General features: G+C 66.5%; 15 protein-coding genes. 9 read left to right on the forward strand and 6 right to left on the reverse strand.

Annotated elements, in window-relative coordinates:
- Window positions 1–4 precede the first annotated feature (4 nt).
- The 3 genes from E3T34_RS12530 (at window position 5) to E3T34_RS12540 (ending at window position 4,454) form a co-directional block, all read left to right on the forward strand.
- Complete coding sequence (locus E3T34_RS12530; RefSeq protein ID WP_104100078.1) at window positions 5–658, forward strand: hypothetical protein; 654 nt, start codon at window positions 5–7, stop codon at window positions 656–658.
- Window positions 659–1,170: 512 nt separating this feature from the next.
- A complete protein-coding gene (locus tag E3T34_RS12535; RefSeq protein ID WP_134343175.1) occupies window positions 1,171–1,986 on the forward strand; it encodes an alpha/beta fold hydrolase in 816 nt (271 codons plus the stop codon).
- A gap of 26 nt (window positions 1,987–2,012) precedes the next feature.
- Entirely contained in the window at window positions 2,013–4,454 is a 2,442-nt protein-coding gene (locus E3T34_RS12540) for an SCO7613 C-terminal domain-containing membrane protein (RefSeq protein WP_134343176.1), read from the forward strand.
- 9 nt (window positions 4,455–4,463) lie between these two features.
- Here the strand turns inward: E3T34_RS12540 and E3T34_RS12545 are convergent, their stop codons facing one another.
- Window positions 4,464–5,282 (reverse strand): GntR family transcriptional regulator, encoded by an 819-nt coding sequence (locus tag E3T34_RS12545; RefSeq protein WP_104100074.1) that lies wholly within the window; start codon window positions 5,280–5,282, stop codon window positions 4,464–4,466.
- 114 nt (window positions 5,283–5,396) lie between these two features.
- Here E3T34_RS12545 and E3T34_RS12550 point away from each other — a divergent pair, with 114 nt between their 5' ends.
- The 3 genes from E3T34_RS12550 (at window position 5,397) to E3T34_RS12560 (ending at window position 9,754) form a co-directional block, all read left to right on the forward strand.
- Entirely contained in the window at window positions 5,397–6,791 is a 1,395-nt protein-coding gene (locus tag E3T34_RS12550) for an MFS transporter (RefSeq protein WP_104100073.1), read from the forward strand.
- Between the two features lie 56 nt (window positions 6,792–6,847).
- Entirely contained in the window at window positions 6,848–7,978 is a 1,131-nt protein-coding gene (locus E3T34_RS12555) for a nucleoside hydrolase (RefSeq protein WP_104100107.1), read from the forward strand.
- A 105-nt stretch (window positions 7,979–8,083) separates the two neighbouring features.
- Window positions 8,084–9,754, forward strand: a complete 1,671-nt coding sequence (locus tag E3T34_RS12560) for an ABC-F family ATP-binding cassette domain-containing protein (protein ID WP_134343177.1) — start codon at window positions 8,084–8,086, stop codon at window positions 9,752–9,754.
- Between the two features lie 429 nt (window positions 9,755–10,183).
- On the opposite strand, the gene E3T34_RS15890 is transcribed toward E3T34_RS12560, so the two are convergent.
- From E3T34_RS15890 to E3T34_RS12580, 5 genes are all read right to left on the reverse strand, one after another.
- Window positions 10,184–10,330, reverse strand: coding sequence for a hypothetical protein (locus tag E3T34_RS15890; RefSeq protein WP_166785900.1), 147 nt, complete (start codon window positions 10,328–10,330; stop codon window positions 10,184–10,186).
- A gap of 116 nt (window positions 10,331–10,446) precedes the next feature.
- On the reverse strand, window positions 10,447–11,091 hold the full coding sequence (locus E3T34_RS12565) for a hypothetical protein (protein WP_104100071.1): 645 nt from the start codon (window positions 11,089–11,091) through the stop codon (window positions 10,447–10,449).
- A gap of 277 nt (window positions 11,092–11,368) precedes the next feature.
- A complete protein-coding gene (locus tag E3T34_RS12570) occupies window positions 11,369–12,082 on the reverse strand; it encodes a GAF and ANTAR domain-containing protein (protein ID WP_104100070.1) in 714 nt (237 codons plus the stop codon).
- Window positions 12,075–12,794 carry a GAF and ANTAR domain-containing protein gene (locus tag E3T34_RS12575; RefSeq protein ID WP_134343178.1) on the reverse strand — a complete coding sequence of 240 codons (720 nt, stop codon included), beginning with the start codon at window positions 12,792–12,794 and terminating at the stop codon, window positions 12,075–12,077. The genes E3T34_RS12570 and E3T34_RS12575 overlap by 8 nt, the downstream gene beginning before the upstream one ends.
- A 92-nt stretch (window positions 12,795–12,886) precedes the next feature.
- Window positions 12,887–13,381 (reverse strand): MarR family winged helix-turn-helix transcriptional regulator, encoded by a 495-nt coding sequence (locus E3T34_RS12580; RefSeq protein WP_134343179.1) that lies wholly within the window; start codon window positions 13,379–13,381, stop codon window positions 12,887–12,889.
- Window positions 13,382–13,602: 221 nt separating this feature from the next.
- Between E3T34_RS12580 and E3T34_RS15895 the strand changes: the two genes are divergently transcribed.
- From E3T34_RS15895 to E3T34_RS12590, 3 genes are all read left to right on the forward strand, one after another.
- Entirely contained in the window at window positions 13,603–13,863 is a 261-nt protein-coding gene (locus tag E3T34_RS15895) for a hypothetical protein (RefSeq protein ID WP_158250226.1), read from the forward strand.
- Window positions 13,864–14,090: 227 nt separating this feature from the next.
- Window positions 14,091–14,822, forward strand: a complete 732-nt coding sequence (locus tag E3T34_RS15900) for a glycosyltransferase family 2 protein (RefSeq protein WP_166785336.1) — start codon at window positions 14,091–14,093, stop codon at window positions 14,820–14,822.
- Window positions 14,801–15,001 carry a hypothetical protein gene (locus tag E3T34_RS12590; protein ID WP_134343181.1) on the forward strand — a complete coding sequence of 67 codons (201 nt, stop codon included), beginning with the start codon at window positions 14,801–14,803 and terminating at the stop codon, window positions 14,999–15,001. The genes E3T34_RS15900 and E3T34_RS12590 overlap by 22 nt, the downstream gene beginning before the upstream one ends.
- The last annotated feature ends 17 nt before the right edge of the window (window positions 15,002–15,018 follow it).

Consider the following 15,018-nt stretch of genomic DNA (forward strand, 5'->3'; position numbering starts at 1 on the left):
TGCGTTGTTCGCCGCAGCCGTACTCGGATCCGGAGCAGCTCAAGCGCAGACCACGCAATCCGAACGCACCCCCAAAACGGTGACGTTGACCGCGAACCTCACGGAACTCAACGGATCCGGGGCATCCGGAACTGCAACCGCGACAGTTCGCAACCAGAAGATCAAGCACATTGAAGTGCACGCCTCCGGGCTGATGCCAGAGGCCCCGCACGCTCAGCACATTCACTACGGCAACCAGGCGATGCAAGAGTGCCCCACCATCGCACTGGACAGCAACGGTGATGGTCGCCTGAACACCGTGGAAGGGATTCCCGCCTACGGACCGGTCGTCGTCTCACTGACGACGACAGGGGACACCTCACCGGCCAGCTTGCTGGACGTCACCCGGTTCCCGGTGTCTGAGGGCGGCAGCTACCACTACAGCCGCGACAATCTCCACATCACCAAGGTGGGGGGAACCGGATACCCCGGCCCCAGCGGAACAGGAACGGCGAAAGAGATCGCTGATTCCATCCGCGAGGGCGAAGGCGTCGTCGTGATCCATGGCGTCGACTACAACGGCAACGGCGAGTATGACTTCAGCCGAGGTGCAAGCGAACTCGACCCGAACCTGCCGGCAGAAGCAACGGATCCGGCCGCCTGCGGCATCCTGGAATAGACAACACCCTCAGCACGACTCTGGGTTGAAAGAGCCTATGGCCCATCCTGCCGGATGGGCCATAGGCATGCCGAAATCACCGTCGCGGGGAGAGGTGGTCGTGATGTACGCGTTCATGGTGTTCCTCGTATTTTTCGGCCACGCGAAGCGAGCAGGAGTTCGCGGGGCAACCCGGACACACGAGTCCTCGGACTTGCCGGCTCAGTCCCGGCGCAGTGAACGGGGCATTGATGGGGGCGTCGCGCGACTCTGGGGCGATCGCCATGGGGTTGATCCACTGGTCCCAGGTCGTGGGTCCAATTCATGGGGCCACGTCGTGGCCCAGAACGGCAGACAACCAACTAATCGATCGGCGTCGATATATCGAATGTGACTCTTGCCCCGATGGATGTCAATCTGTCCACCTGCATACCCGTCACCCGGGTTGGGGTCGCCGGTATTCAGCGGTCACAGATTCGTGCGCTCACGGTAATTCCCTTGCCGCGGCGCCCGCCGCACGCCTACGCTAAATCATGCCTCACCTCACCGTTCCGGGCGCGTCGCTCTACTACGAGACAGCCGGCCACGTATCGTCACCGGCACTCCTCTTGCTGCACGCCGGCATCGCCAATTTGCGCATGTGGGACCCGCAGATCGACGCGCTGGCTGCCGGCCACTTCGTCATCCGTTTCGATAGCCGCGGATGCGGCCAGACGACCACCGAGAACGTGGAGTTCTCGCCGCGTGCGGACGCCCTCGCAGTTCTCGACCACCTCGGGGTGGCGTCGGCCACGCTGATCGGGTGCTCTCGCGGAGGCGGGACCGCCATCGACCTGGCTACGGAGAGCCCCGTCCGCGTGGACGGCCTGGTGACCGTCGGAGCCGGGCCCAGCGGATTCCCCGAAGTTGAACTGACCGATCTCGAGGACTCCCGGTTCGACGAACTGGATGCCGCGTTCGACGCTCAGGACTGGCACCGTCTGGCGCGACTCGAGGTGGCGCTCTGGGCGTTCGGCCCACTGCGCACCGAGGCCGACCTCGACCCCGAATTCGTGGCCACGGCCTACGCGCTGGGCCGAGTCAACGCCGTGCATGCGGAAGAGTCCCCGACGCCGATTCCGCTTGAGCCGCCCACTTTCAACCAGGTCAGCGACATCGAGGTACCCGCGTTCGTCTCGGTTGGTGAATTCGACATCACCCCGCATCTCGCCGAATATGAGTACCTCCTGTCGACGCTCCCTGACGTCACCGGCTTCACCTTCCGCGACACCGCCCACCTGCCGAGCGTCGAACGCCCGGCGGATTTCAATCGGGTGCTCGTGGATTGGCTGGCGGAGCACCGGCTCTAGTCCGGCGCGGCAGTATTTTCCCCCGGTTGACCGCGCACGCACCCGTTAGGACGGCCGACCAGTACCCTTGCGCCATCGGAATCTGGCTGCGGCTGCACGGCAATTCCGGCACCGCACGGATCGAGCGTGTCGTGGCCCTCGGCGCAGCCGCACCAACGCTGCTCGCGCTGATCTGGTCCGTGCGGCAGACGACGGATGCCCCCGCGCCCGTCGACGGCATCGCCGTCGCGACCGCGGCATTACTCGTCTGCGCCCTCGGCCTCGTACTCGACACGGTGGGGGCACGTGACACGGCCTCGAACACCCAAGGGCGGACGGACCGGCTCGCCCTCGAGGCCGGCGCGGGCCTGATTCTGGTTCCCGGCACTCTCCTGACTCTCGCCGCCGGGAGCCCCCTCGCCTGGCTCGTGCTGCTGCTGGTCGGCGCGACCGCCCTCGTCACGGCGATCACCCCGGACGGGCTCTTCGGCTCCCGGTCACCGCGACGCCATCTTGGCTGGCTCGCCCTGCTGCTCGGCACGGCCGGCCTCTGGGTCGGGCTGAACCGCGTCGGCACCGAGGCCCCTGAGCCGTACGTGCTCCCGGTCGCCGGCATGCTGCTGGTCCTGGCCGTGCTGATCCGCCGGTTCGGCCGCATTCCTCGGGCTGCAGCGGCAAGCCCGGCCGCGGCGCTGCTCACCCTGGCCGGCCTGCTCGTGGCGATCGTGCCGCTGGCGCTCGCCTCGGCCTCCGGCTCGCCCGCGCGTCCGATCGTCATGGCCGCGGCGTGCGGCGTGCTGCTGCTGGGCTCTGCCGTCGCGCGCTGGGGGCCATCACGATCGGCGTACCTTGCCGCCGCCTGGACGAGCGGAGCAATCGGGCTCCTGGTGACCAGCATCGTGCAGCTGATGCGCGTGCTCGGCGCACCCGGCGCACCCGATGCGCGGCTCGAATGCTGGTTGTTCCCGCTCGCTGCCGCGGCGGCGGGGGCGTTCCTGATCGGCGCCCGCACCGACCCAGCGACCCTCCGTCCGCGCACCATCGCGAGCATCACGCTGCTCGTGCTGGCGCTGGCGACCGTGACGACGGCCGAGATTGCCGCATTCACCGGGGCCGATATGACCGATGACGCCGCCGTGACCGCGGTGCGTGCATCCGTTCTCGTGCTCGCCCTCGGGGTCGTGCACGTGCTGGCCGCGTGGCGGCTGCGCGCGCCCTTGACCATGGCCGTCGGCTGGGTTGCGGCGGGGCTGGCCGGGTTCGCCCTGATGAGCGCCGTGGGGACGCAAGCCACCGAACCGTTCGAGTTCGTGACCGTGCCGCTCGGCCTCGCTATCGTCGTCGGCCAGGTGCTCGCCGGGCGCGCGCGACCGGCCGACACCGAGGCGCCGGTCGCCGTGCGGGCCCGCTGGATCACGGCCGGACTGGCCCTGGCCCTGCTGCCCGGCGCGGTGGTCGGCGGCACGGGCGATCTCCTCCGCCCCGTGCTGGCCCTAACCATCGGCGGTGCGTTCGCCGTCAGCGGGGCGCTCCTCCTGGTCCGGCCGCGCTGGGCATCCCTCGCCTGGCCGGCCCTCGGCATCGGCGCGCTCACGGTTGTGCTCACGGTTGTGCTCACGGCCGCATCCCGCATCCAGCCGCTGCTCGAGCTCGCACCGAACGGCCCCGACACCCGGCTCGAGGCATGGCTGCTGCCCTCGGCGCTGATCCTGGCGGCCGTCGGCACAGGTCTCGTCACCGTCACCCGGCGCACCGATGAGGGTACCGGCCCGGGCCGCAGCGAAGCGACGGATGCCCCCGCGCTGCGCCTCGGTTACGTCCTGTTGGTCCTGGCGACCGTCGGGGTTCTCGCGGCCGAGGTGGCCGCACTCGGCTACGAGCCGCTGGCGACCATCCGGGTGATCCTGCTCGTCTGGACTTTCTCCGCGCTGCACCTGGCGGCGTTCTGGTACGACGACAGCCGACTGGGCCGGATGGTCGCCTGGGTGGCGATCGGGGCTGGCGGCGGCGCCGTGGTCGCCGGGTCCGCGTACGCGGCGCCGGCCACGGTGGAGATCGTGAGCGTTCCACTGGCCATCGCCCTGCTGGCCACCGGTTGGTTGCACCTCGACGTCACGCCGGCCGCGCGCAGCCGGCGCTGGCTTGCTCCCGGGCTGCTCATGCTGCTCGTGCTGCTCGTTCCGTCGGTGCTGCTCGACATCACCGAGAGCCCGCTCTGGCGGGTGGTGGGCCTCGGCCTCGTTGCCACCGTGGTGATCGTGGTCGGTGCCGTGCGCAAGTTGCAGGCTCCGTTCGTGATCGGCGCGATCGTGCTGATGCTGCACGCGGTGGCGCAGCTCTGGCCCTGGATCTCGCTGGCCTACGGCGCGGTGACGTGGTGGCTGTGGCTGGGCGTGGGCGGCGTCATCCTGATCGTGCTCGCGGCCCGCTACGAGCAGCGGATCGCGAACTTCAAGGCGATCTCGATGACTATCTCGGCGCTGCGGTAGCGGCCCGGCTCAGGACTGCACCGCGTGGCTGATCGTCAGCTGCACGAAGTCGGTGTTGATCAGGGCCTTCGAGAGATAGAACGGGCGCCCGTCGTGGTCGAGAGTCTGGGTGAGGATGAGCACCGGGCTGCTGGCCGGCAGCCCGAGCAGCTTGCCGCGTGTGGCACCGGGAACACCGAGCGTGATGTCGGTTTCGCCGGGCCCGAAGATCGGACCGAGCACTGCGATCAGCGCGGCGAGCGCACTGTGTCCCGCAGCTCCCGCGTCACCCTGGGCGTTCGCGTCGACGCCTGCCTCGGACACGGCCGCCACCGCCGCCTCGCCGAGCCGGCTCAGGCGGTCTCCCGGCACATGCTCCTGGATCAGGGCGATGGGTGCACCCTCCCGGGTGATGACGCTCTCGAGAAACCATGAGGCCTCGTCGGTGCGGATGCCGATGGCGTCCGCAGTGAACGCGGGCGACGCGGACTGCAGCGCAGTCTGGGTGCGGCGGACGTGCACGGTCGGTCCGGTCTCGCTGAGAAGCTCCTCGATCGGACGGATCTTCTGCAGCCCGAGGTGAGGCAGCCGGTCGGCGACGAAGCGCCCGATGCCCCGGCGCGAGCGCACGAAGCGGTCCTCCTCGAGAAGCATGAGGGCCTCTCGCACGACCGTGCGGCTGACGCCCATCGCCGTGCCGAGCTCGGACTCCGATGGGAGCAGGGAGGCGATCGGCAGGGATCCGTTGCGGATCGCCTCGGTGATGCGCGAGTACACCGCCACCCGCAGCGGCAGACTTCCATTGGTCTCGAGCGGACCTGCCAGGGCCGCCTCCGTGCGTCGATCCATTCGTTCTCCCCTGGTCGGTGAGTCGAGCCTATCGTGTGATCTCACGCACTTGTATAACAAGCATGTACACTGAGCGTGTCGACCTTGTGTTTGCTCCAATGAAGGAGTCGTGTCATGCTCGTGCTTTCCTCCGAAGCCGCTCCCGTAATGGGGCGCGCCCGCGCTCCCCGGGCTCCCGGAGTGTTGATCGGCACGCTGGTCCTGGCGATCCTGACGTTCCAGCTGAATGCCACCCTCCTCTCCGCCGCCTTGCCAGCCGTCGGCGCCCAGTTGGGCGAGAGCATGCAGGATGTCGCCCGGGTGCAGTCGGTGTTCTTCCTTTCCGGCGCCGTTTTCGGCATGGTCTTTTCCCGCTGGAGCGATTTCCTCGGCCGCAAGCGCAGCCTCGTGATCGTACTGACGCTGCTGCTGATCGGCACCGTCATCTGCGCCCTCGCACCGAGCCTCCCACTGCTACTGCTCGGCCGGGTGCTGCAGGGCGCGTCCAACGCCACCTTCACGATCTCCTTCCTCCTACTCTCGGAGCGCCTGAACAGCCGCCTGTTCGGCATCTCGGTCGGCATTATCACCTCGGTCAACGGCGGCCTGTTCGGCGTCGACGGCTTTCTCGGCGGCTACGTGACCGACACCATCGGCTGGCGGTTCCTCTTCGTGTTCACCCTCGGCCTCGGGCTGGTCGCAATCAGTTGCGTCGCACTCTTCATTCCGCAGGATGATCCGCGCACCCAGGACGGGTCAATGGACTGGTGGGGTGCCGGCATCCTGTCCCTGTTTCTAGTGCTGCTCACGAGCCTGATCTCGCAGGCGTCGTCGTCAGGCTGGGCCGACCCGCTCACGCTCAGTTACCTCGTCGGGGCGGTCGTCAGCGCGGTCGTCTTCGTGCTCGTTGAGAGGCGCACCCGACGGCCGCTCATTCCCATCCACGCGCTGCGTTCCCGCCGGGTGTGGCCGCTCCTGCTGTCCACGGTGCTCACCCTGGCCGGGGTCTTTTCCGCGCTCAACTTCACCGTGGTCTTGCTCAGCCAGAACAATCAGGTGGGTTACGGGCTCTCCGCCTCGATGTCGGCGCTGCTCTACCTCACCCCGACCGCGTTCGTCGGCGTCACCGCGGCGATCTTCTCCGGCTGGATCGCCGTGCGGATCGGTTGGATCACCGCGCTGCGGCTGAGCAGCGGCGTCATCACCCTGATCACGGTCGGCCTGGCCGTGTTCGCGATAGACCGCTGGCTGGTTTTCAGCCTGCTCATCGTGATGGGCGTCTTCTACCTCGGCCTGTTCCAGAGTTCGGTCAACGGCGTCTCCGTGCTCAACTCGCCGCCCGAGGCGCGCGGGGCCCTGCCCGGCCTGAACGGCGCCTGCTTCGGCATCGGCATCGGCATCGGCATCGCCCTCGTCGCCCCGGTCGTGGCCGCGGGCACGGTCGCCGGCTTCCAGACGGCCCTGTGGATCTCCGCGGGTCTCACCCTGGCATCCTTCCTGGCCTCCCTGATTCTGCGCCCCGCCGCATGAACTCCCGCACCGCTTCTGAACCCCTGAACCAGCACCATGAGAACGGATGGTCAACGATGACTCCCACGACGGCTCCCCACCCCCGCCCGATCTACCTCGACTGCGACACCGGGATCGACGATGCGATGGCGCTTGCGTTCTTGCTGGCGACACCGGGCATCCGTCTGGTCGGGATCGGCACGGTGAGCGGATGCGTCAACCCGGCCGTCGCCGCGGTGAACACCCTGAGCCTGCTCGCTACCGCCAGGCGTGACGATATCCCGGTCGCGGTCGGCGTCTGGGAGCCCGTCAGCGGGATCTCCCGGCGCGGGACCGCCCACATGCACGGCCGCAACGGGATCGGGGACGTGCTGCTGCCCCGCTCGCGGCGGCACCCAGTCGACGACAGCGCCACGGAGCTGCTGATCCGGCTGGCGCACGAGTATCCCGGCGAACTGGAGGTCATCGCGGTCGGCCCGCTGACGAACCTGGCCGAGGCCCTCTACCTCGACCCGGAACTTCCCCGGCTCGTGCGTCGCGTCACCATCATGGGCGGCGCCGTCTTCGCGCCCGGCAACGTCGGCAAATTCGCCGAGGGCAACATCGCCGCCGACCCCACGGCCGCCGCGGACGTCTTCGCGGCCAGCTGGCCGGTGACCGTGGTCCCGCTCGACGCGACGGCGCCGCACACCTTCGACGAGACCCACCGGCGGGCACTCGCCTCGGCCTCGGGGCTGACCCAGCAGGCACTGGCCGCCATGCTCGGCACCTGCCTGACGCAGTGCGGCACGCAGTTCAGCACGCGGCGTTTCGCCCTGCATACCTCCATCGCCGCGGCCTTCGCAACCGGCGCTCTTGAGGCCGAGCGGGCGCCGACCCTGCGCATCTGCGTGGACATGAGCGCCGGCCCGCGCCACGGCCAGACCCACTTCGCCAAGGTGGAGGCGGCGGCCGGGGGGCCTGTCACCGCGGGGCCTGCCGGGCAGAATCCGCACGAGGCCCGGGTCGTGCTGTCCATCCGGCGAAACGCCGCGACGCTGCTCCTGGAACGAATCCTCACCCTCGCACCCGCTGCGACTTCGGCTCAGGCTTTCGTGCCGGCTGCCGCTGAGGCCGTTGTTGTTCCGGGTCAGGCTCAGGCTCCGTCCGGAGCCCGAGCACAGGCGCCCGCTCGGACCCGTAGGCAGGCGGAACCGGTACCAGCCTGAGCCGCCGTCTGCATCCGTCGGCATCCGTCGAGCCGCTCTTCTTGAAGACTTTCGCAGCACGCCGTGACGCGCGCAACCGCAGTGCCAGTCTGAGAAAATAGACGAATGACCGCAACACTCGTGGCCAAGGGCCTGACCGGCGGGTACGCGCACCGCACACTCTTTGATTCCCTCGACCTCACCGTCGCGCCCGGCGACGTCGTGGGTGTCGTCGGTGTGAACGGATCGGGCAAGTCCACGCTGTTGAGCTTGCTTGCGGGCCTGTCCGAACCGCAGTCCGGCACCGTCAGCCTCGCCCCGGCCGATGCCTTCGTCGGCTGCCTGCCGCAGGAGCACGAGCGTGTGCCCGGTGAGACCGTGGCCGGTTACATCGCCCGGCGCACCGGCTGCGCCCAGGCGACCCTCGAGATGGACGACGCGGCATCCACTCTCGGCGATGCATCACCGAGCCCGCGACCCGACGGCCTCGACCCGGCCGACGTGTACTCGGCCGCCCTCGAGCGCTGGCTGGCCAGCGGCGCCGCCGATCTCGATGAACGGATGCCCGTGGTGCTCACCGGCCTCGGTCTCACTTTCGGCACCGAGCTCGCCGAGCACACCCTGATGACGTCTCTGTCCGGCGGGCAGGCCGCGCGGGTCGGACTGGCCGCCCTTCTGCTGTCGCGCTTCGACATCGTTCTGCTCGACGAACCCACCAACGACCTCGACCTCGACGGCCTGGAACGCCTGGAGTCCTTCGTCACCGGCCTCCGCGGCGGCGTCGTGCTCGTCAGCCACGACCGTGAGTTCCTGGCGCGCTGCGTGACGCGCGTGCTCGAACTCGACCTCGTCCAGGGGGCAAACCGGGTCTTCGGCGGCGGCTACGACTCCTACCTGGAGGAGCGCGAAACGTCCCGCCGGCACAAGCGCGAACACTACGACGAGTTTGCCGAGAAGAAGGCCGACCTCGTGGGCCGGGCCCGCACCCAACGCGAATGGTCAAGCCAGGGCGTGCGGAACGCCATGAAGAAGGCACCCGACAACGACAAGATCCGACGCAAGGCATCCGCCGAGTCCAGCGAGAAGCAGGCGCAGAAGGTGCGGCAGCTGGAGAGCCGCATCGCGCGCCTCGAGGAGGTCGACGAGCCGCGCAAGGAGTGGCAGCTCGACTTTACGATCGGGTCCGCGCCCCGCTCGAGTTCGGTGGTGTCCACGCTGAGCAACGCGGTGCTCCGCCAGGGCGATTTCACCCTCGGCCCGGTGTCGCTGCAGGTCAACGCGGGTGAGCGCATCGGCATCACCGGGCCGAACGGGGCCGGCAAGTCCACGCTGCTGCGCGCGCTGTTGGGGCATCAGGTTCCGGATGCCGGCACGGCCAGCCTCGGTGCCAGCGTCAGCATTGGCGAAATCGACCAGGCCCGGGCCCAACTCGATGGCACCCGGCACCTCGCCACCAGCTTCGAGGAACTCGTGCCCGATCTGTCCACGGCCGAGGTGCGCACCCTGCTCGCAAAATTCGGCCTCAAGGCCGACCACGTCCACCGTCCGGCCGCGGACCTCTCCCCCGGCGAGCGCACCCGTGCCGGCCTGGCGCTGCTGCAGGCGCACGCCATCAATCTACTGGTGCTCGACGAGCCCACCAACCACCTCGACCTGGCCGCCATCGAGCAGCTCGAGCAGGCCCTCGAGTCCTACGAGGGCACGCTGCTGCTGGTCACCCACGACCGACGGATGCTGGCCAACGTGCACACGGACCGGCACTGGCGGGTGGACAACGGCCAGGTGACCGAGGCGTAGGTGAGCGGACCCTATTCGATTGGTGGAGTCGCTCCCGGAAAGTCAGAGCTGACTGCACCGAGTGGACGCGGCTGAGCCCAGGCGGAGCGTCGTGTCCGGTGTTGAACCAATTCGACGGAGAATCTGCCGGAAAACTGCAATTTCAGGCTCTATGGGGGCGATTTGGGCAGAATCTCCGTCGAATTCGTTCGAGGAGAGTCACTGCCAGACCTCGCGGACAACCGCCGCGAACCCAAATCCACGATCCCTCACGGCTGTCAGGCCCCTCGCATCAAGGACTCAGTAGCCGTCGGCCGGTCCTACCGGGGTGGTGCCGGCGATGCTCCAGTGCCGACCGCTGTCGACTGTCTCAGCTTCTTCCCAGTTTTCGTCACCGTCAGCGGCGTCTGCCAGGTGCAGGGCCGGTGGTCGCGGCGCAGACGGATTTCTTCAGTATCCCGGGCGGGTACTGCCGACGTTCTTCGGCCGGCGGCGCGACGTGCGAACCTTCTGCATCTCGGCCTTCCCCTGCGGGCTGCGCAGGTACTTGGTGACCACGGTCAGGATTACGGGGATGTACTTCAGCAGGCGCGCCATGGCGGTCTCATTTCTGTTTAAAATTTTGGGTACGAGAGTGCGGTAGCGGCTGGGCAGACCTGCGCCCGCCCAGCCGCCCGGTGCAGGTGTTGGATATGAGTGTTAGGTGCTGGCCGTCAGCGGCCGAGTGCTTCGCGGTCGACGCGGCGGTGGAACCGCATGCCGGCGAGTCCGCCGACGATTGCGCCGATGAGGCTGATCAGGACGATGACGATCGCGGTGATGATGCTGCCTGCCGTGAGACCGTCCGGATTGAGCGGGATGCTGGGCAAGCTGTTCAGGTTCCCCAGAACGTTGAGTTCACCGCCGGCAATGACCCCGAGGATCCCGGCGACGGCAGCGATCACGATCGCCCAGACCCAGACCGCGATTCCCTGCTTGATTCCGTTGAAGCGGGCCATCCGACCGGCGACGTAGCCGCCGCAGAAATATGACACGAAGACCACAACCGCGAGCACAATCGCTCCGACCAGTGCCATGGTGCCGGCGTTCTCGGCAGCAGTTCCGGCAGCTTGGTCTGTGGAATCGGCCCCGCCCAGGCCGACTGCGGCTCCGACCGCAGCGAACAGGGCGGTGAGGATCACCGCGGTCCCGGTGGCGGTGAGCCAGCCGAAGAAAGCCGATCCCCACTTGATCCCGCCGAAGCGGGCCTCGTCGCGGCCGACGGCCTTATCACGGTCGGCGACCTCGTGGCGGTTGGTCGCCCCATCGCCCGCGGATACCGCAGCATCGGAGCCGTGGTCGTCGATGTTTCGATTCATGTTTAGACCGGATGAATCGTATGTTGCCATGTTGATATCTCCTCTACTGATACAGATATGAACCTCAGAGAGTCAGGACGACTTCGCTCAGCCGCGTCACAGGAGAATCGATGGAGTGGACGCGATCGGAGCGTGTCCCGCCGAGACAGAATCTGTCTTCAGCGAGAATCTCTTAACATGTAGTCGTATTTCAGAGGGTGTTCGTCACAGAAATCAAGCAGGGAATTTCGCGCTCCGGGAGGATTCAGGCGCTCTGAGAGGCGCGGGGGTCTCCCGCCTAGATGACAAGGGTCTGGTCGACCAGCCCCTGAGCAACCTGGGACAACAACAAGTGGTTACTGCGAGCGTGATTCCTCAGCAACGCGAATGCGTCCTCCATCGAGACTCCGCGGGAATGCGAGATCACGCCTTTGGCTTGCTCGATGAGGACTCGGGAGTTCAGCGCAATCGTCAATTGCTCCCGCACCGAGTTGCTTTCTCGGAGCGTGCGTTCCTGCAGAATCCCGATCGTGGCCACATCGGCCAACGCCTGGGCCGCGCGCACATCCTGTTGACGCAGGGCGCCGGGAACAGTGGACAACAAGTTGAGGGCGCCGATGGTAGTCTCACGCAGCCGCAACGGAATCGCATGGACCGCAGCAAAACCCTGCTCCCTGGCACTGTCCCGAAACCGCCGCCACGCGAGCGGGCTGTCCTCCACGTCCGGCAGGGACACGACCGACCCGGTAATGAAACACTCGACACACGGGCCCGCCCGAGCGCTCAGTTGCATCACCTCGACAAGCCTGCTGGCTTCGCTGGTGGAAGCGACAACTTCGAGCTCTCCGTTTTCGTCGGCCAGGAGAATACCTGCCGCCGCAATATCGAAGAGCCCGGCGCAACTCTCCACCAGTGTCTGGAGGAGCTCCACCACGTCATAACCGGCAACCAGGGTGTCAGCTAGGGTCGCGAACGTTTCGATCAGGCGGTCTTCTCTCGTTTCATCAATCATGAGACCCTTCGATCTGGTTTTCATTCACCGCAAAAGTCAATCGCCGGTCGATGATCTCCTCCGCGATCTCCTGCACAGATCGGCCGACGGCGAAGGCATGGCCCTGGATGATCAGACGGGCGTCCAGGGCAGAAATCCCCAGTTGGGCCAGCACCATGCCTGTGGCCTGATGCACCTCACGTCGGGAGAATTGTTTGCGCGTGTCGGTTTCACCCTTAATGTCGCTCTGGGACAGCCGGATGGCACGGGCGAGAACGAGCCGGCTGACGACGGTCGCGAGGGCTGCAGTGTGCTGGATATTCAGATCACTGAGATGACTGGGCCGACTCGTGTACAGGTCGATCGCCCCGATGCGCAACGGCCCCAACGACAAAGGAAAAGCAAAAAGCGCGCCCAGATCATCGGCGATGATTGCCTCCGAGAACGCCGGCCAAACCCGGTTCGGTCGTTCGCGAATGTTCGGCTCGAAGATCGGCGCCCCGGTTTCTAGAGCATCCCAACTCGGACCCTCGCCCAGATCGAATTGCAGCTCGTCCAGCCGCATCGATTGGGCGTCGCTCGCCGAGATTGTCTCATCAGGGAGAAAGTCACCGAACGTCGAGATTGACACGCCATCCACTGGCAGTACCCCCAGGAACGGCTCGAACAGACGGGACTCGCTGCCTGTCAAAGCGGACAATGCCTTTTCGGCAACCGCGAATTGATCACGCATGGCAATCCCTCCTGCGATTCTCGCTGCTGCTCCTTTTCAAACGTGGCCAAGTCATTTTCCGAACGTACCCCGCCACGTCCGAAACGGGAGGCTCAAGAAGCCTTCACGACCGATATTTGAGTTCCAGCAAGTCTTTCTTCCAGGTCGTAGCCGAGCGCCGCAGCGATATTCAGCAGCTGCGCCTCGAGCAGCTCCTGTTCAGCACACGACATTTTCCTCTGAGCTTCGCCGATCCGTGCACGAAAATCACCGTAGATGCTATCCATCAGCGTCTCGCCCGTCGCAGTCAGCTCCAGGAACAGGCTCCGCCGGTCATTCGGGTTGGCAACTCGGCGCACGACATCCCGGGCGACCAACCGGTCAGAGATCGCGGTGACCGCACCCATCGAGAGATCCGTGGAACCGGCCAAAATCTTCGGTGTCACCCGGCCCGCTTCCGAAATTCGAAAAAGAACCCGTATCTCAGAACCCGTGAAGCCATCCTTCGCCGCCATCCCGGCACGCGTCTTGTCCAGCGCTCGAAGCAGAACGACCACCGCAGCAGCAACACCCTCGAGAACCTGGACGGAGCCACTTTCCTTGAACATGGTTTCCTCCCGACATCAACGAAAAGTACTCAGCTGGATCTGCGGCACATTTCCGCCTCCACCCTATCGACGACGTGCATCATCTTCCAACATAAAATAGTTTGAAATTCAAACTGATCGCTATATATTACTCTCCGACGCCAATTCTTAGGGCATCGTCCGATCTCTGCTGAACCACCACGTGGCGCTTCAGGGTCCGCTGAGAGACAGGGTCTATTTCCATGAACGAGTACCGTCTGACCGTGAATGGCGACCGTTACGTTGTCGACACCGACGATGACCTGGCAGCATGGAAAACCTCCGTGGCCGACGCGGTGCAGCGCGGTGGAGGATTCATCAATGTGATCAATTCCGCCGGGTTCTTGACTACGCTTCTGATCACCCCGAACTCGACCGTCACGCTGCAACAAGTCCGCTCCCAACGACCGGAGCCCTGGACCCAGCTTCTCGCCGAGGAGGCCTTCACCTACGAGGACTTCTAGCTCTCCGAACTGGTGTCTTCGGCAACTCCTCAGCGGGCCCGTCGCGGCGTACGTTTGTAGTAACAACCCGGGGGACAGATGCCGCAGCCGTGAGTCACACAGCCCGCACCTGGGGCTCACATGCCCGCGCTCCAACCGCGCCGGCACCGCCGGCATCGCCGACAGCGTGCGCTGAGCCCGCTGCCCTCCACCGGACGCCCGGGCGCCGGCTCTGCCTCTCCGTCGCCGTGAAGTTCTGGCTGTCCGTTCTGTTCGCGCTCAGCTGGACCGACGCATCCGTTTGGATCTCGCTGCCGTGGATCCAGGACCTGACCCGCCTGACCGGCGAACCGGCGGCGTGGATCATCGTCTCCCTGGTGGCATTCCTGCCTGGCTTCGTGGTGGCGTTTCTGAGCCTGTCGCTCCTGCTGGATCGCCAGCCGCCGTTCCGGGTCCCCGATCCGGTCACCCCCCTGACCATCATCGTGGCCGCCCGAAACGAGCAGGACGGTCTCCGGCAGGCGATCCGCTGCATCGGCGGGAGCGATTACGCCGGCGAGGTGACGGTGATCCTCGCCGACAACGGCTCCGATGACGCTACGGCGCGGTTCGCCAACGTCGCCGCCATCGAATCCGACGTGGACCTGCTGGTCGTGCGGCAACCTGTCCCCGGCAAGTCGAACGCGCTGAACTCCGCACTGACCCACGTGACCACGCCCTATCTGATCACGGTCGACGCGGACACGCTGCTGCACCGGAAGGCCCCGCGCCACCTGATCTCCCGGCTTGAATCCGCCCCGGCAGACACTGTTGCCGTGGCCGGCGCGGTTCTCGTGCGCAACTCCCGCATCAACCTGCCCACCCGCATGCAGGAGTGCACGGGCTGTTCTGGGTGCCCGGCCTCGTGCTGTTCGCCGTCTTCGGCAACACGGCCGTGGTCTCGATCTGGGCGCTGGCCGTGCTTCCGATCACCCTGGTGATCTACGGAAGTCTGCGCATGTTCCAGAGCCGCCGGGTCTTCGGTCCGCTCGGTCTGGAAATGCGACGCAACCGGTTCGGCTACCTGGCCTATCTGCTCGGCGACCAGGTGCTGTGTTCCTACGCGTCACTGGTCGGCTATGTGCAGTTCCTCACCGGGTCCGCCCGCCGCTGGAAGTAGTCCCCCTCAGCCCGAGC

Origin of the sequence: Cryobacterium sp. TMT1-62, from assembly GCF_004403145.1 — a bacterium.
GTDB classification, from domain to species: Bacteria; Actinomycetota; Actinomycetes; order Actinomycetales; family Microbacteriaceae; genus Cryobacterium; species Cryobacterium sandaracinum.